The sequence below is a fragment of the Rhodoblastus acidophilus genome, assembly GCF_009720655.1.
Classification (GTDB): domain Bacteria; phylum Pseudomonadota; class Alphaproteobacteria; order Rhizobiales; family Beijerinckiaceae; genus Rhodoblastus; species Rhodoblastus acidophilus_A.
In genome coordinates this window covers 22,783-38,113 of the sequence record NZ_WNKS01000025.1, presented here as the reverse complement: position 1 = coordinate 38,113, position 15,331 = coordinate 22,783, and the positions used below count along the sequence as shown (strand labels likewise).

Here is a 15,331-nt window from a genome sequence, read left to right as displayed (position 1 = left end):
GTTCCTGATCAGGGCTTCAGCAGCGGACCGCCGGCCTTGCCGGCGATGGCCTGCCACAAAATGTCGAATCTCGCGGCCCACATCACGCCGCCGTCTTCGCCGTAAATCGTCACAAACAGACGGATCAGCCCGGCCGGTGCGTCCACTTCGGCAGAGACATCGATGCGCGCGCAGGCCTTTTGCGTGATCAGCGGACGCAGCGCGCTGCGCGCCGCGTCCTCGACCTTGTAACCGGTTTCCGCCACCAGCTCGGACCGGCGAAAGCGCCACAGCAGCGACCCCATCGGCCCTTCGCCGGCGCCAGCGTCGATGTCGAAGGCGTCGCCGATCCAGCCGCGACGGTCGCCGTTGTCGAACATGGTCAGATCGGATTTTTCGCAGGCCGCGTCGGAAAACAGCAGCATGCAAACGGCGGAAGCGAATGTCTCGCCGCCGCGCAGCCCACCATCGGCCGCGAGCGCGAAATCGCCGCGAACGCCATTCCAAACGATGTCCGGCGGCGGAACGGCGTTCTTGGTGGTGAGAACGCGCGTGGTGATCGCCATCAGGCATAGACCTTTTCAGACGGCCCGTTTTCCGTCATCACCCGCGCGCCGCCCTTGCCGTTGAGATAGACATTTCCGGCCGACGTCACGACCACATGCCCCTGCTTGTTGGAAATGTGGATGCCGTTCTTCAGGCCCATGAAAATCGTGTTGCCTTCAGCGTCGTAAAGCCGGCATTCGCCCGGCGCGAGGTCTTTGGGCCGAAGATCGGGATGCTCCATCCCAAGCATGAACGCCAAATCGCCCATGCCGCGCGGCGAATAGCCGACGCCATGCGACCCCTTGGGCGGATTGTACGCGTAGCCAAAATGGCCGACGCGATGCGCGCCGGCGAATTCCTCGCCGGCATAGCCCTTCCCATCGATTTTCTGCAGCTTGCCGCTGTCATCGACCTTGTCGAGCAGGAAGCGGAAAATGTCGCCGCTCATTCGTCCAGATCCTTGCCGTCGCCGCCCGCGCCGAGCGCGCCGGCGTCACCCTTGCCCTTGGAGCCGCCGAGCGCCCGCGGATCGACCATGGTCAGATCGGCGATGGTGCCGTCCGTCAGATCCTGCGAAAACGACACACTTTTGATCGCCATGTCGCCATCGATGTGCCAGCGCGGCGCCCGGCACGCGACCAACTTTCCGGGCGTCCAGAGCTGCCCGGTCGAATCGCGCCAGCTCGAAACCTTCGGCGTCCAGACCTTGCCTTTTGCCGCCTGGCGCAACACCTCATGCTTGCCGCGTTTTTTCGCCAGCTTGATGTCGCCGTCGCCCTCGAGATGGACGATTTTGCGGCTGATGCGCTTGATCGTCGCGTCGAGCTCGATGTGCTCGACCCGCAAGCTTTTCTCGTCCACGCCGAGCGCGCGCTGCCCGCGCACATGAATGTGCGAATGCTGGCCGGAGCGATCAAATTTCACGCGGCCCGACTTCAGCGGAAAGAACCCCTCGACCAACTGCCCGGCGTGCCGATCGCCTTTGGGGCGGGTGATCTTCACGGTCCCGTCCGGCTGCGGCACAAGCGCCGCGCCCTGCTTCCGCGCCTCGCGCTCGACCGCATGGAACACGGTGTCATCCCGCGCAAGCTGGATTTTCGGAATCGGCTTCAGCGACAAATCGCTGGTGAATTTCACTTGAAGGCCAGTGGATTTCGACAACTCGTTGGCCGCGTCCACCAGTTTTTTCTTTTCGATCCGCCCGGTCTTGTGAACCGCATGCGACTTGATTGCATCGCCGCTCTTGGACCGACCCGAAATCGTGACTTCGTGATTGTCCGTCGAAATATTGGCTTCGTAAGTGTCGATATAGCCGGTGACGACAAGGTCGCCGCCGGCATAAATCGACAACTCCTCGTCAAGAAACGGCACAGCCGCGCCTGGGTCCCACGCCTGCGTCCATTCGGGCTCGGTCACCTTCAGCTCAAAACTCTGCGCCGCCGCCTCATAGTCCCAATCGATCGAAACCGACGTCCAACCGGTCATGCGCAGCGACGACAGCGCGACAGAAACTTGCTCGATCGCCATTATTCGGCCAGGGCGACAAAGATATTCGGCATGAACAGCGGCGTCCCCACGCCATTGCGCGCCAGCAGTTCGCCTGCGCGCGACGGGTCGCCATAAAGCGCATAAGCGGCGGCGGCCGCGGGATATCGCAGCGTGGTCGAAACCTCAATCAGCGGCGCCGTGTCCAGCATGGCGGCGTTGAGCGCCCGCACCGCGGCGATTTGCGCGTCTGCCAGCGCCTGCGACGCGTCCGCGCCCAGCACCTGCCCCAAAACGTCAATCATTGGGTCGGTCGCCGCCACCAGCGCGTCCAGCGCTTCTTTGGCGCTTTGCCGGTCCGTCAGCTCCAGCGACGACGCCGCGCGCGCGATCTCGCCCGCCGCCGCGCCCCGCGCCGCGACGAGCAGCGCCGAGGCCAGCACATTCTGCGCGGCGATCCCGGGCGAGGCCGAAGACGGGGCCAAAGCCGCCAGATTGGCCGCCAGCCCGACCGCGAACGCGTTGCCGTCAGTCGCGGGCAAGGCCGCGCCCACCGTCTGGATTTGCGCGGCCACAGCCTGCGCGAAATCCGCGACATCGGCCAGCGTGGCGATCGACGCGGCGGAATCCGTCAGCTGCGCGCCCGAGGTGTGGACGCTGGCGGCGTCATCGGACGCAAGCGGCGCCGCCGACGACGCCGAAACCACGGCGGAGGCCACGGACTCCGCGAGGCCCGCGGCGGCGGCGATCTGCGCGACGGGCGGCGACACCATGCCGCCGATCGCGACGGACAGCAGCGCCGGCAGGCCGGACAACACCGAGGCGCACACCCGATCGAACAGCTCGACCGAAAACGGCCCGAGCGAACCGCCCCAAGGCAAAAACTCCAGCTCGAAAGCGACATAGCCTTGCTTGTCGCGATTGTACTTGCGCTCGACCTCCGTGCAGATGCACGCGATCACCTCGCCGTCGGGCATGACGAGATCGCCGGACCCTTTCGAGGCGCAGACGCCGAGCAGCGCCCGACCATCGGCATAAGCGGAGCCGTTGGCGATATAGGCGGTGATCCTGTGCGTCCCGGTCTTGCGGCCGAGGTCTTCGGCCTGCCCCTGCTCGCCGCCGACGTAGTCGTGGTTGACGGCGTGCCGGCCGAACCCGCTCGGGCCGCCGCTCTCGACCTGGAAAGCGAAGCCCTTGTAGCTGGCGCGGCGCAGCCGCTTGGTCCAGTCGGTGACGGACTCCATTATTGCGGCGCCCCGGCGTTCGGCATGGTCGGGCCGGTGCTCGCCTTAACATTCGCCTTAATGTGACCTTTGGACGAGGCGAACATGCTGTCGACCCTCCCGGCCCCTTCCAGCACCCTGATCCCGACAGTGACCTGCGCCGAACCTTCGAGCTCGACTTTGCCCGTTACATCAACGGGCTTGTTCACCACTGCCTCGATCTTGCCGTTGAGGATGGCCTGAAGGTCGAGCGGCTTGTGCTCGCTCTGTTTGCTGGCTTCCGTCTTCGGCGCGCCGTTCGCATCAAGCCCGGAATAGTCTTTCGACAGCGGGAAGGCCGCGGGGCCGCCCGGATGACGGTCGCCGGGCTTCAGTTCCGGTTTTTCCCGGTTCATCGCATATTGCTTCAACGACTCGAGCGCCTGTGCCGCGCCATCGGCGTCCGCGCGCAATCGAGCAAGCGCCTCATGCGCTTCAATCATCGACCCGGCTTCTGCGGCGATTGCCTCACGCGCTGCGTTGATCTGCGCGACCTGATCCTTCCATGCCTGTGCGCCGCCCGTTTGGTTGACCATGCCTTCGGCGAACTTCAAATCCTTGTTGAGCTTTTCCAGTCGGCCAAAGAGCTCATCACGCCGTTTTGCATAAGCGGCTTTGTTGTTTGGATCTCTCGTAAGGTCTCCCACGACCTTGTTGGCGAGATCGTTAAATCTCTCTTGCCCCGGCGAAACCTCGCCCTTTTTGTTGGCCTCGAGATTTTCGTGCAGGCGCTCCGTCGCCGACGCGACAGCCTGCGCAAATTCGTTCGTCGGCGCGGCGAGACTGTCGGCGATCGCCTTGCCGGCTTCCTGCATATAGCTGCCGAGCTGCTGGCCGAGGTTTCGAAACGCGATGCCGCCGTCGCGGCTGTTGAACATGTCGGCCGATTCCAGCCCCTTGGCGCCGCGCACCAACGCCGCGTCTTTCATAAACCGCGATTGCTGGGTCGCAAAAATGCTGACGAGCTGCGCCGCCGTGCCCTTCGAGAACAGCGTGGCGATGACTTCCTGGATCTTGTTGGGATCGACGACGCCCTTTTTTGCCAGCGCCGGCAGCAGAAATTGGTTCACCCATTCATACGGATTCGCCATCGCCATCTGCGATCCGATGATTCCACCCGGCTTGACCTGCGCGATGTGGCCGCCCTTCGGGGTGTAAACTTTCGATGGATCGACCAGCCCGTAATCCATCATTTGTTTCAGGGCGGTCTTGGTCATCTTGCCGCCAACGATGGCGGAAAAGAACGCCTGTTGCGCCGTGCCGGCCTGGGCGCCGCCCAATTCCTGCGCCAGCGTCGGCGCGACCTGAAGCATGTATTCCTGAGACAATCCGCGCGTCGATTGCCGGCCATACTTGAACATTTCGTAATAATCGGTCGGGCGCAACGTGTCGCCAAACACGTTCATGGCCTTGGCCATACCGTCCATGTACTGACGGAACTCCCGAGGATTCTGCGTCGCGCCTTTGATCTCCATGCCCTTGATGAGCTTGTCAAACTCCTCGGCCATGTTCTCGCCGCCGCGCGCCGCTTCGGTGACGGCGCGCAATTTCATCATCGGTTCGAGCAGTTCGGCGGCTTCCTCATACGACCCGACAATCGAGCGCATGTTGCGCAACATGTGCATCGTCGTCGATTGGTCGAAATTCGGAATATCCTTCGCCAGTTTCAACGCCTGGGCGTTGGCGTGCTCGATCTCCTCCTTCGCCATGCCGGAGGCTTCCATGCGCAACCGTTCATGCTGCGCCTTCTGCCCGGCGGTGATCACTTTGCCGACGCCATAGGCCATGGCGGCGGGCCCGGCGACGGCGGCGACCTTGTCCAGCATGCCGGCGGCGGCGGCCGACGCCATGGCGGCGCGCGAGTTGCCGAGCCCGCGCGACAGCCGCGACATTTTCTCCATGTCCTTGGCGTTGAGCCCGAGCGACGCCGCGCCCTTGATCGATTCCGCCGTGCGCCCGAAGCCCTTGAGCGCCGCGCCGAGCTTCGACAGGGTCGAAGTAAACCCGGCGTCCCTGGCGCTGATTTGCGCCTCGGCGCGCATGATGCGATCAGCCATCAATCACCGCCGTTGCTTCTTCAACCATTTCACGCAGTGTTTGGCGACGGCCAGGAGGTCAGACCGCGCCATTTCCGAAAACGCTCGCGCGTCCAGCACGCGGACGCCCGGCATCAGGACGAGGAGCTCGAAGAGTTGCTCGAAATCTTCGCCCGGGCTTCCCAAAAAAAACCGAGCATACCCTCCTTGATCCGCATGGCGTCGACCAGTTCGGCCTGATCGAGCAGGAGAGAATCGGCAGGCGCGACAACGCAGCGCTCGATATAGCCCTTGATCGCATCGTCGTTTTCGATGCGGATGCTCACGCCATCTTTCACGGCCCAGCGAGCAGGCTCGCCAAGCTCGGAATATTCGCTGTAACGGGGCTCGCGAAGCGTGACCGCCGTCACCGGGCCGGAATGGCTTTTGATCGGCTCGCCGATCAGCTGAATCGTCACTTGCTTCGCCATCGCCGCCTCACACCGCCTGATACTTGTCGGTCTCGACCTTGAGGCCGGTGATTTCGCCCGTCGCCGTGTCCAGCTCTGGCCGCCCGCTCCAGCGCGCGCTGGTGAGCAGATGGCTGACGCCCGTGTCCATCTCATTGACCGTCACGTTGATGTCGGCCAACAGCATCGCGTTGTCCCATTTGATGCCGGAAGTCTGCCCCCGGTCGAAGCTGATATCCGCCGCCGCCAGCACCGGCTTGACAGTGGAATACCCGGTCCCGTCGCCATTGGCGCCGTTTTCCATCTCCACCGTCGTCGGCGAAATTTTCACGCTGGCTTCGCGCGGCGAATAATTGACGCCGTTGATCGAAATCGAGACGCGGCCGCCCTTGTTGTCCATGTCGAACTCCTATGTTTGGCGCGGGCCGGCTCAGCCGTTCAGCAGCGCGTCGGTCATTTGCGTGTAAATCGTGATGTTGGCCGCAAACACGCGGAACTGGTTGGCCACGTCGGTTGGCAGGAAGGAATTGACCCGGTTCGGGTCGGAATCCCGCTCGACGATCAGATATTTCGCGAACAGCGCGACATTCTCGACCAGCGAGGCGCCGGCCAACTCGGTGTAGGCGTGAATGTTTGCGGCGCGAAGCGCGTCCGTCGTGACTACGCCCTGGTTGTTGTTTGGGTTCTCGTCGACCAGCACGCAGCGCGGAAAGAGCGACTCGACGCGATGCCGCATGTAGCGGCCGACATATTGCGAAATCGCCAGCGTTTCGATGTCGAGCCAGGTCGTGTCGGGCGTGTCGTAGGGATTCCGCTGGTAGGTCGTGACCAGCCGCTCCAGCCGCACCGTTTTGGCGGCGTCCACCGTGTAAGCCGCAATGCCGTTGCGATAGAGCGATTCCCGATCCGCACGCGCCCAATAAGACGATGGAGCATAAGGCGCCAGAATGCCCGAAAGCGCGATGGTTTGCAGCGGCCGCGCGATTTCCGTGGCTTGAGAGAGCGGCGCGCCAAGGTTCTTGCTGCGCGCGACCACGCCGCCGACCGCCGCCGCCACCACCCACGGCGCGGCGGGCATGCCGCGGATGCCGAGAATAGTCGCATGCGGATCGTTGCGCGCCGCGCCGAACGCCGTCAGCTCCGACAGTGTGCCGGGACGCGCCGTGATGTAATGGCCGCCCTGCTGCACGGTCGGCGCCCAGCGCCCGGAGCCGGAATTCGCCAAAAACGTCTGCGACGCATTGAGTTGCGCCGTCGAGGCCCAGGGCCCGGAAATCCATTCGGCGTTGACCGGGCCGAGCCGCGCCAGCGCCGCCGCCATATCGACCTCGCCCGAGCCCCCACCCAGCAAATAGGCGCTGTTGACCGTCGAAGCCGCCGTCCCACCGGAATAAGTGACCGTGATGCCGGCAGGATCGTTTTCGCCCTGAAGCGCGCTTTCGATGCGGATGTCGTTGCCATACGACCCGTTATGAACAGCCGTCAGCGTCACGACGGCGCTGTTCACTGCCGCCGTCACCGGATAGCCCATCCGCAAATTGAATTGCGTGTAGCCGGCGTCGACGGCCGCCTTGAAGGCGGCGGCGACGGACGCGGCGGTGTCGCCCACGGCGACGGCGACCGAAACCGCCTGGCCGGCGATGTAGCGCGTGAACGTGCCGCCGGCGGTGGCCGGGCCGGCGAAGGTCACTGTCGCCGAGGCTTTGTCGCCCGTCGGCTCCGCCACCACCAGCACGGAAATCGCGCCGAGCGGATCGTGCTCGCGCGCATAAAGCGCCATGTCGGCGGCCATCGATCCCAGACCGAACAGATTGGAGGGATTGCCTCCACCCAGTTCGTTCAAACCGCCCACGGCCGGATAGCCAGCCTTAGCGTGCGCGATCAGCACATGCCGCGAGGTCGAATTGTACGGCGCGGCGCCGGCGTTGAATTCTGCGAAAAACAGCGACGTCCTGATGTTGGACGGCATGCTTTCAAAAGCGACATTGCCCATCGTCAGGCTCCAGTGTTGTCAGCGGAAGGTTCAGCGGAAGGTTCAGCGGAGGCGGCCGACGGCTCCACGATCTCGATATCGCCGCGCATGATGTGACCGGCCCAATAAGCGTCGTAGATGCGCGGAACGCCTTCCTCCACCCACGGCAGGCGGGCGCCGCCATGCGACGGGTCGGAAATGTCGGCTTTGGGATCGGTCGGGCGAATGTTGATGGTCTCGGTCATGTCGATTGTTCCGGGTGGGCGACAAAGGTCGGGTCGGCGGGGTCGGGCGTGGTGGACGCGGGCCCGCCGGCGCGGCCGGGCTCGAGCGTGAGGGCGACGGTTTCCAGCCTCGGGAGATCGTCCGGCGCGCTGAATTGCGCCGCAAGGCGTTTCAATTCCGCCAGCACGTCGGCCGGCGGCGACAACGCCGCGAGCGCCCCAAGTGCGGGCGGGAGCAGGTTCAGCGGCGCGGGCAAAACGCCCGCAAATGCGCCACGGGTCTTCATCTCGCAGGACAGCGTCACCACTCGCACCGCGAACCGCTGCCCGGTGGCGTCGTCTTGATAGCGCGACGACGAAACCTTGCTGATGCGGCGAATGACGTGGTCGCGCAGATATTTGGAATAGGTATTTCCCGAGCTCAGGAAAAACCCGCCATTTTGAATATCCGAGGCGTCGCCAACGATGCGATGTTCGATCAGATCGAGATCGCCTTCCATCTCACGGTCGGACACAGCGACCACGGCGTCGCCGGTGTCTGGATCGGTGGCGCGAATGGCGATTTCCATCGTCAGTTCGCACGTCCGGTTGAAATCCGGGCCGCCGTTGTTGGCGGAAAACGCCCCGCCGTCGTCATCTTCCGCATAGAGCAGAATGAGCGGGACCGGCTCCGCGCTGTCGAACATCGCCAAACGTGAATCGAACACGCGCCCATTCAGCCGCGCGGCGAGCACGGGGTCGGCGAGCAGGGCGCAGCAGGCGCCCAGCCGCAAAGCGGTCCGTTGCAGCGACATCAGTCGTAAACCGGCTCAGCGAGCGTGCGCGAAAGCTCCGGCGGATTGGTCGCCACCAGTGTCATCTCCACCATGCCGAGATCGAGAGGTTGCGTCATCTCGACGCGAAAAAAAGCTTCGTCTGCAAGCCGCGCTACCAGGTCGCCGCGCTGCGGGTCGCTCCCCGAAAGATCGCGAATGCGCTGCGCCTCGGCGCCCGAAAGCGCCAGAACGGGCGAGACGCCGGACAGCGGATGCACATCGGACGCCGGCTTGTTGCGCCCGGCCGGATGGATGACTTTTGGAACCATCCGGAACCGCCCGGTGAAATAGACCGGTTGCCGATCGGTCGCCTCCAAGGAAGGCCGAGCGTTGACCGCAGGCTGACCATCGGCGCGCAAAGGCGCGCCGCGCGGAATGAGCCGCCATTCTTCGCCCATGGCTTCGTCGAGGGCTGCTTCAGCGTCCACCCATTCCCGCGCGAAATTACTCATCTGGTCAGCCAGGGATTACGCGCAAGAGTTCGTGGAAAACGCGCGGCATGAGGTCGGATTGCACGGTTGAATAAAACGACGACGCGGACGCGCCGGTTACCATTTCATCGGGAATGTCGAGGCCTGACTTCACAACCTCAAGTGGCTTGCGTGAGCCTCCCACCCTTCGCATGACGTTGCCGCCGAATTTTTTTGTTTTCTTGCGCCGCTTCTTACCGAAGCCGCCGCCAACTTTGGTGAAGCCTCCGGCATAGTGGTGCTGAGCATTCCACGGCGACGCGTCGACGCCGTCGCCGCCCTCACGCGGCTTGAAAAACTTCAGACGGATGTTGCCGCCCTTGGACTTGATGACATACGCGCCCCGCGCAGCGCCGCCCGACCTGCCGTCGTAAGCGGTATGCTGCCCGAGCGCTTTCTTGATAGTCTTGTTTTTCAAGCCCGTTTGCGGGACTAGCGCCCTGACCATCGCGATGCGGGCTTTCTTGCCGGTATGGTTGAGGGCGCGCATGATCGCGGTTTGCGATTTCTCGCCGGCCGCGCCCAGCAGATTGCCGAGCGTGGTCAATTGGCTGGCGTCGATCCTAATCTGGACAGCGGCCATTTCACGCACCTTCAATCGGTAAGGCGAACGGCGCGCCGAACCCGTCGCCATCGCCAAAACGCTCAATTGCATCAATCATCCGTCCACGCCGCCCCATCACAGCATCACCGAGAGCGACGAGAAGCCGGTTTGGCTGTATGGATGGACTGGCCCGATACATATCGGCGGAGATCTCCGCCTCAGCCCTCTCCGGTGATAAGGCGCAAGCGACAATGAAAGCCGCCGCCGGAGACCGGCCAATGCCACGCCAGCAATGAACCAACATGGCGTCGCGCTTGCCCCAGGATTGCGCGAATGCGATTAGCCTTCGAGCGTGCGCGGCGGTTGGCGGCAAAAGATCACGCCGCCGCCGCGCTACATCGGCGAATTCCAACCGGAGGGTCTCAACCCCCGCAAAAAACGGGGCCTGTTCCGTCGCATCTCCAAGCGAAACAACCGCGCTAATCTGGTTCTTGCTCGCTACATCTTGAATTTCGTTTATTGCGCAAACCCAGATGACGGCGCTCACGGAGCCGCGCCGGAATCGAGCTCGACCAGCACTTCGGGGCGGCGCACCATGGCGAGCTGGTTGGACTGCGTCATCAGTTCGACGCCCTGGCCGTGATCGAGGATCTTCGGCGAGATGAACACTTCCTGGCCGGGCGCCTCGTTGACGAAGCGGATGTCCTCGGGCGGCGCGTCATAGGTGTAGAACGTGTCGAGCGTTCCGGCCGGATAGGCGTGGCCCTTGCCAGTGGTGACGAAGGACTTGGACACCAGGGAGCCGCTCACCTTCACCGGCGCGACGCCGTAATATTCGCGGAAGATGATCTTCTGATAGGTGAAGGTGCGGCCCATCTGGCCGCCGACCTTTTGGCGATCGACCTGCGCCAGCTTTTCGGCGTTGGACCAGTTGAGCCAGTATTTCTGCACCTTGGGATGGCCGATGAAAGCGTCGAAAAAGGCCGGAGAGACAATGGCCTCGACGTGGCTCATCACTTCGCCGCGCAGGTTGGTGGCGATCTGCTCGAACAACTGGCTGCACAGCCCGTCGACATCCGTGGTCGAGCTGGAGAGGTTGAAATAGATGGTGACCTTGGTGAAGCCGAAAGCGTCGAACAGATTGTAGAGGGTGGCATCCTGGCCATCGACGATGTTGCCCTTCAGGGCGCCCATACGAATCCATTCGCGGGTGATCGCGTGCTTGCTGCGGATGGCGCGCAGGCGCTTGGCCATCTCGTCCTCGAGCGTGCGCGGCCTGGCGGCGCGGCCGTCGACCGTCAGCATGTTCTGCAGGTCGCGCGGGCCGATCATGTCGAGATGCGGGAAGTGCGGAACCTCGAAATAGAGCACGTCACCGCGTTTACGTTCGGCGACCGAAGCCGGGCCGCCGCGTTCGACGGCCGGCAGCACGGACAGCGTATGCTCGTCGCGCCGCACTTCGATCAGAGTGGAGATCGACCCGGACGACGGAAACAGGTCGAGATCGTTGAGCAGACCGTAGAGGTTCGGAATGCGGTTGACCTGCCCGGTCAGTTGCAGGGCGGTATAAGGAAACAAAATGTCGGTCACGGTGACCTCGCTTGAAGAGAGAAGGTGGAAGACATCAGACGGCGGCGCGGACCTTGACCGGGCCAGGAAGCGCGCGCAGCTCTCCGACGGCCTTGGTCTTGTTGGCGCCGGAAATGCCGGACGGCCAAACGATGCCGGAATCGGCCAAGAGCGCATTGTTGGCAATGTAGAGGGCGCCATCCGTGACATCGGCGACGCCGGCGCTGCGTTCAGCGATGGAAACGCCGATGCAGGCGAGCGACCCGTCGTTCGGCAACGCCACCACCTTGCCGTTGGCGTCATGGGCGACGGGCGTGCCAATGACGGTTGTTTCGCCGGCTTTCAGCGTGCCGGTGTCGCGGGAATAGCCCACCTCTTCTTCGTACTTGACGAGGTCGGACAGGATTTTCGGCTGGGTGTAAGTGCGAACGGGAGCGACCATTGCGCGTGTCTCCTTGTTTGGCGGTAACGGCCGCTCAGCGCTTCGGCCGAGCGATCATGCGATCGACGGCGGCGGCGAGGCCCGCGCCGACGGCGTCTTCCGGGCTATTGTCCCTGTCCTGGGCGTCAACCGCCGGGTTTGGCGCGATCGCGTCGAGGCGGTGCGTCTTCGGCGCGGCAGTGGCGAGCGGCGAGGCAGCGAGCGCGGCAGCAGCGGCTTCCGGCGCCATATCGGTCTGAAGCGCCAGATGCTGCGCCAGGGCCTCACGCCCTTTCGCGGCATCATGGCCAAGAATGGCGGCGACGCGCTTGCGTTCGGCTTCGGCGCCCAGCGCCATGGCGGCGGTTTCGGCAGCGGCGAGCTGCTCGGCAGTGATGGTGGTTTCGCTCATGCTTTTCGGTCCTTGATTTCCGCGCATAGCGAGCCCCAGCGCGTCCTCGGCTTTCAGATCGGCGGCGATCATGGCGAAGACGTCGTCCAAGCCGCCGACGGCGTCGGCGAGACCGGCTTTGACAGCCGCCCGCCCCATGAAAATCCCGGCTTTGGTGTCGCGCACGGCTTGCTCGGAAAGCCCACGAAAGGCCGCGACGGAAGAAACGAACAGCCCGTAAGCGGATTCCAACCGCGCATCGATGCGCGCCGCCGCTTCTTCGGACACCGGCCCGTAAGGGTGGCCGTCCGCTTTGAATTCGCCCTTGGTGAAGATCGTCGGCTTGGCGCCGGCCTTCTCCAGCTGCGCCGACCGGTCCACATGCACCATGATCACGCCGATCGAGCCGACCTCCGCCGACGGCGTCGTCACGATCTTCGACGCGCCGGCGGCGATGGCGTAGCCGGCCGAGGCCGCCAGCCCATTGACAAAAGCATAGACCGGCTTTTTGGCCGAAAGCGCCCGCACCCGCGCCGCCGTCTCCATCGCCCCAGCGACCTGGCCGCCCGGCGAGTTAACGTCAAGAATAACGGCGCGAACCTCCGCCGCCTCGGCCGCGGCGAGCTGCGCGTCAAGCCCTTCATAGGAAGTCAACCCGCTCGATGCGCCGATCCAGGCGCCGCGATTGACCAGCTCGCCCATCACTGAAATCAGAGCGACGCCGCTTTCCATTCGAAACATCGGAATGGTGCGCCCGTCTTCGCCGCGAGGCCCGGACGGGCGCCCGACGAAACGGCTGGCGTCAATCTCGACAAGGGGATCGACGCCGAAGCGTTCCGCAAGACCGGAAACCAGCGCCTCGGCGGCGCTGGGCTCGACCATCAACGGCTGATTGAACACCAGCGAGGCGACGCGGAGGGTTTGGGGCATTTTGGAACTCTCTGCCCGCTCGGGCGAAACTGATGGCCGTCTTTCCGACCTGTCACCGCTTCCCGGGCCTGCAAGGCTTGCGGTCAACCCAACTACAACCCCCGGGTGGGGAGAGCGCTTTAACGAACCGATATGCGCCCCATTCTTTCTCCCTCACCCGCCACCCCGATAGGCTGAAGCTGATCCTTCTTAAGGGGCCTCACCGTCGCTCCTGCGGGAATAGGTTCGTAAGAAAAGCTCGTTTCAAATTCGGGCGGCGGGCTGAACCCCTACACCTGACTGCCGCCAGGGTCCTCAAAGAGTGCTGGGGGCCTTGCGAGCCTTACCAGACCGCCCTCTCTGGGTATTTCTAAGTTTGTTCGCCCGCGCCGGCCGGGCCGGTCGCTTCCTCGGAATCGGGCTTAACGCCCTTGTTCGCCTGCACGGCGGCGACGATGGACATGCGCGACAAACCGTTTTCTTTGAGAACGTCATTTTCGAAAGCGATCTGCTCGATGTTTTCTTCCCAGTCGATAGACTGATCAGCGCACTCGGTTTCGAGATTGGACGTCAATCCCTCCATGCGCAGCGCGGCGCCTTCGGCTTCCTTGACCGGGTCCACGTAGCCGCGCCCGGGACCGATCCAGCGCACTGACGCATAAGCTTCCGGCATGCCCCAAAAATCCGGCGCGCCTTCGGGCGCGACGACATAGCCTTTGTCGAACGCCTCCTCGAGAAAGGCGAGATAAATTGGCTGCACATATTGCTCGGCGAACACCGCCTGTAATCTCTTGATGGCGCGCCAGACCTCATTCAAGGCGGCGCGCGCCGACGAATAGTTCGTGCGGCTCCAGTCCATCGAAAGCTGCTCGTACGACAGGCCGAGAGCCGCCGCGATCGACTGCAGGAAGGCGGATTGAAACGCATGGAACGCCGTCGTCGGGCGCGGCGCGTTGTTCAGCGAAATCTTGTGCCCCGGCGGCATGATCGGGATGCGCACGCCGCCGAGTACAGCCGGGTTTTTCTCCAGATAATCCAGCGCGCGCGTCATGTAGGACGCGCGCACACTCGACTCCTTGCCGCCAGCGGCAAGACGCGACGCAACTTCCTCATCCGGAAGATCGGAATAAACAAAGGCCGCGAGCAACGCGTTGGCGGTGGCGTTGGCCAGCTCGGTGTCGCCGTGCTTCCCGATCATGCGCAAGCGCGAAACCAGCGCGGCAAACGGCGTGACGGCGCGGGTCTGGTCCTCGCGCTCCGGCTCGAACGCGTGAATGAACACCGGGCGGCCCCAAGATGTCTCACGCTCGATTCGGGTCCAGGTCTGCGCCTGCACGGACGCCCACCAATCCGCGATATGGCCGTTGCGGACATGATAGGCGACAGGGACGCCGTCGCGGTCGAACTCGACGCCGCCGCGAATTTTCAAACTGTCGGCGGCGTTTTTCGGATTGCAAACCCGGTCCGGGTCGATCTGCGCGACGCAAGTCGCATAGCGCGCGCCAAGCTTTTCGACGCGGCGGCGGTCGTATTTGATCGCGGATGTCGCCTCGCCGCCGATTGCAAAGGTGCGCGCCGCAAGGCGCAACAACCCGTTGAGCGACAACCGCCGACGCGCATCGGCAAATTTGCGAGGGTCGCGCGAAAACAGCTTCCATTCCGACCGGATCACGCGACCGATTTCGCGCGCCGTTTTCGGGTCTATCCCCAATGCTCTCGCGTCCGGCGTCGGTACACATTGCCAGCCGGCGCCGACAACCATGTCGACCAACCGCATGATCGCCGCTGTGGCGTGCGGATCGTTGCGGACAAGATGTCGCGTGCGGTCGAGCGCGATCCGCTGGTTCGGAAGCGTGGCGGAATCGCCCGACGTCATCGCCGGCCAGAACGCCGCCAACTCCTGCGTCATGCCGGAAGACGCCGTGTAAGCCGTGCTGGCGGGCGCCGGCCGCGCCGTCGAAGACGATATGGCAGCCGCCTGGGGCTCGTAGGTCGCGCTCCAGTGGACGCGCAGGTTGGCGGGCGCGTTCATCAGAACACAATCCCGACGCCGGAGGGACTATAGGTCCCGCCGTTCGCAATCTGCGCCTCAAGCCGGGCGACATAACCGCGTAATTCGCTGACAGTGGCAGTGGTATAGGTCACCCACTTCTCGCCTTCGCGCACCTCGACGCTCCGGCGACCGATCTGCAATTGATGCAGCGCGGTGCGGGCTTCAGTGAGCCACTGCGTCAGCGTCTCCATCGGAACAGCGGCCAT

General features: G+C 63.9%; 18 protein-coding genes. All 18 read right to left on the bottom strand.

Annotation, left to right across the window (positions count from 1 at the left end):
* Positions 1 to 8: 8 nt before the first annotated feature.
* Positions 9 to 545, bottom strand: coding sequence for a phage GP46 family protein (locus GJ654_RS18815; protein ID WP_155447720.1), 537 nt, complete (start codon positions 543 to 545; stop codon positions 9 to 11).
* The gene (locus GJ654_RS18810) at positions 545 to 973 is read right to left on the bottom strand and encodes a phage baseplate assembly protein domain-containing protein (protein ID WP_155447719.1); all 429 of its coding nucleotides are present in this window, start codon (positions 971 to 973) and stop codon (positions 545 to 547) included. The genes GJ654_RS18815 and GJ654_RS18810 overlap by 1 nt, the downstream gene beginning before the upstream one ends.
* Positions 970 to 2,052 carry a phage baseplate assembly protein gene (locus GJ654_RS18805; RefSeq protein ID WP_155447718.1) on the bottom strand — a complete coding sequence of 361 codons (1,083 nt, stop codon included), beginning with the start codon at positions 2,050 to 2,052 and terminating at the stop codon, positions 970 to 972. The genes GJ654_RS18810 and GJ654_RS18805 overlap by 4 nt, the downstream gene beginning before the upstream one ends.
* Complete coding sequence (locus tag GJ654_RS18800) at positions 2,052 to 3,254, bottom strand: DNA circularization N-terminal domain-containing protein (RefSeq protein WP_155447717.1); 1,203 nt, start codon at positions 3,252 to 3,254, stop codon at positions 2,052 to 2,054. Before GJ654_RS18800 ends, GJ654_RS18805 begins: the two co-directional genes overlap by 1 nt.
* On the bottom strand, positions 3,254 to 5,059 hold the full coding sequence (locus GJ654_RS18795; protein WP_155447716.1) for a hypothetical protein: 1,806 nt from the start codon (positions 5,057 to 5,059) through the stop codon (positions 3,254 to 3,256). Before GJ654_RS18795 ends, GJ654_RS18800 begins: the two co-directional genes overlap by 1 nt.
* 383 nt (positions 5,060 to 5,442) lie before the next feature.
* A complete protein-coding gene (locus tag GJ654_RS18790) occupies positions 5,443 to 5,778 on the bottom strand; it encodes a hypothetical protein (RefSeq protein WP_155447715.1) in 336 nt (111 codons plus the stop codon).
* Between the two features lie 7 nt (positions 5,779 to 5,785).
* Entirely contained in the window at positions 5,786 to 6,157 is a 372-nt protein-coding gene (locus tag GJ654_RS18785; RefSeq protein WP_155447714.1) for a phage tail tube protein, read from the bottom strand.
* A 30-nt stretch (positions 6,158 to 6,187) separates the two neighbouring features.
* Entirely contained in the window at positions 6,188 to 7,750 is a 1,563-nt protein-coding gene (locus tag GJ654_RS18780) for a phage tail sheath subtilisin-like domain-containing protein (protein ID WP_155447713.1), read from the bottom strand.
* A gap of 2 nt (positions 7,751 to 7,752) precedes the next feature.
* Positions 7,753 to 7,974 (bottom strand): hypothetical protein, encoded by a 222-nt coding sequence (locus tag GJ654_RS18775; protein ID WP_155447712.1) that lies wholly within the window; start codon positions 7,972 to 7,974, stop codon positions 7,753 to 7,755.
* Positions 7,971 to 8,747, bottom strand: a complete 777-nt coding sequence (locus GJ654_RS18770; protein ID WP_155447711.1) for a hypothetical protein — start codon at positions 8,745 to 8,747, stop codon at positions 7,971 to 7,973. Before GJ654_RS18770 ends, GJ654_RS18775 begins: the two co-directional genes overlap by 4 nt.
* Positions 8,747 to 9,220 (bottom strand): hypothetical protein, encoded by a 474-nt coding sequence (locus tag GJ654_RS18765; protein ID WP_155447710.1) that lies wholly within the window; start codon positions 9,218 to 9,220, stop codon positions 8,747 to 8,749. Before GJ654_RS18765 ends, GJ654_RS18770 begins: the two co-directional genes overlap by 1 nt.
* Before the next feature lie 4 nt (positions 9,221 to 9,224).
* Positions 9,225 to 9,893, bottom strand: a complete 669-nt coding sequence (locus GJ654_RS18760; protein ID WP_246664823.1) for a hypothetical protein — start codon at positions 9,891 to 9,893, stop codon at positions 9,225 to 9,227.
* Complete coding sequence (locus tag GJ654_RS18755; RefSeq protein WP_155447709.1) at positions 9,823 to 10,329, bottom strand: tyrosine phosphatase family protein; 507 nt, start codon at positions 10,327 to 10,329, stop codon at positions 9,823 to 9,825. Before GJ654_RS18755 ends, GJ654_RS18760 begins: the two co-directional genes overlap by 71 nt.
* A complete protein-coding gene (locus GJ654_RS18750) occupies positions 10,326 to 11,372 on the bottom strand; it encodes a major capsid protein (protein ID WP_196305622.1) in 1,047 nt (348 codons plus the stop codon). Before GJ654_RS18750 ends, GJ654_RS18755 begins: the two co-directional genes overlap by 4 nt.
* Before the next feature lie 34 nt (positions 11,373 to 11,406).
* The gene (locus GJ654_RS18745) at positions 11,407 to 11,793 is read right to left on the bottom strand and encodes a head decoration protein (RefSeq protein WP_155447707.1); all 387 of its coding nucleotides are present in this window, start codon (positions 11,791 to 11,793) and stop codon (positions 11,407 to 11,409) included.
* A gap of 34 nt (positions 11,794 to 11,827) precedes the next feature.
* Positions 11,828 to 13,093, bottom strand: a complete 1,266-nt coding sequence (locus tag GJ654_RS18740; protein ID WP_155447706.1) for a S49 family peptidase — start codon at positions 13,091 to 13,093, stop codon at positions 11,828 to 11,830.
* Positions 13,094 to 13,442: 349 nt separating this feature from the next.
* Positions 13,443 to 15,104 carry a phage portal protein gene (locus GJ654_RS18735; RefSeq protein WP_155447705.1) on the bottom strand — a complete coding sequence of 554 codons (1,662 nt, stop codon included), beginning with the start codon at positions 15,102 to 15,104 and terminating at the stop codon, positions 13,443 to 13,445.
* Positions 15,104 to 15,331: a gpW family head-tail joining protein gene (gpW, locus tag GJ654_RS18730; protein WP_196305621.1), complete on the bottom strand. Its 228-nt coding sequence runs from the start codon at positions 15,329 to 15,331 to the stop codon at positions 15,104 to 15,106. The genes GJ654_RS18735 and gpW overlap by 1 nt, the downstream gene beginning before the upstream one ends.

Coding starts and splice junctions, on each gene's coding strand:
- GJ654_RS18815 (WP_155447720.1), bottom strand. CDS start 545: ATGGCGATCACCACGCGCGTTCTCACCACCAAGAACGCCGTTCCGCCG.
- GJ654_RS18810 (WP_155447719.1), bottom strand. CDS start 973: ATGAGCGGCGACATTTTCCGCTTCCTGCTCGACAAGGTCGATGACAGC.
- GJ654_RS18805 (WP_155447718.1), bottom strand. CDS start 2,052: ATGGCGATCGAGCAAGTTTCTGTCGCGCTGTCGTCGCTGCGCATGACC.
- GJ654_RS18800 (WP_155447717.1), bottom strand. CDS start 3,254: ATGGAGTCCGTCACCGACTGGACCAAGCGGCTGCGCCGCGCCAGCTAC.
- GJ654_RS18795 (WP_155447716.1), bottom strand. CDS start 5,059: ATGGCCTATGGCGTCGGCAAAGTGATCACCGCCGGGCAGAAGGCGCAG.
- GJ654_RS18790 (WP_155447715.1), bottom strand. CDS start 5,778: ATGGCGAAGCAAGTGACGATTCAGCTGATCGGCGAGCCGATCAAAAGC.
- GJ654_RS18785 (WP_155447714.1), bottom strand. CDS start 6,157: ATGGACAACAAGGGCGGCCGCGTCTCGATTTCGATCAACGGCGTCAAT.
- GJ654_RS18780 (WP_155447713.1), bottom strand. CDS start 7,750: ATGGGCAATGTCGCTTTTGAAAGCATGCCGTCCAACATCAGGACGTCG.
- GJ654_RS18775 (WP_155447712.1), bottom strand. CDS start 7,974: ATGACCGAGACCATCAACATTCGCCCGACCGATCCCAAAGCCGACATT.
- GJ654_RS18770 (WP_155447711.1), bottom strand. CDS start 8,747: ATGTCGCTGCAACGGACCGCTTTGCGGCTGGGCGCCTGCTGCGCCCTG.
- GJ654_RS18765 (WP_155447710.1), bottom strand. CDS start 9,220: ATGAGTAATTTCGCGCGGGAATGGGTGGACGCTGAAGCAGCCCTCGAC.
- GJ654_RS18760 (WP_246664823.1), bottom strand. CDS start 9,893: ATGCAATTGAGCGTTTTGGCGATGGCGACGGGTTCGGCGCGCCGTTCG.
- GJ654_RS18745 (WP_155447707.1), bottom strand. CDS start 11,793: ATGGTCGCTCCCGTTCGCACTTACACCCAGCCGAAAATCCTGTCCGAC.
- GJ654_RS18740 (WP_155447706.1), bottom strand. CDS start 13,093: ATGCCCCAAACCCTCCGCGTCGCCTCGCTGGTGTTCAATCAGCCGTTG.
- GJ654_RS18735 (WP_155447705.1), bottom strand. CDS start 15,104: ATGAACGCGCCCGCCAACCTGCGCGTCCACTGGAGCGCGACCTACGAG.
- gpW (WP_196305621.1), bottom strand. CDS start 15,331: ATGGCCGCTGTTCCGATGGAGACGCTGACGCAGTGGCTCACTGAAGCC.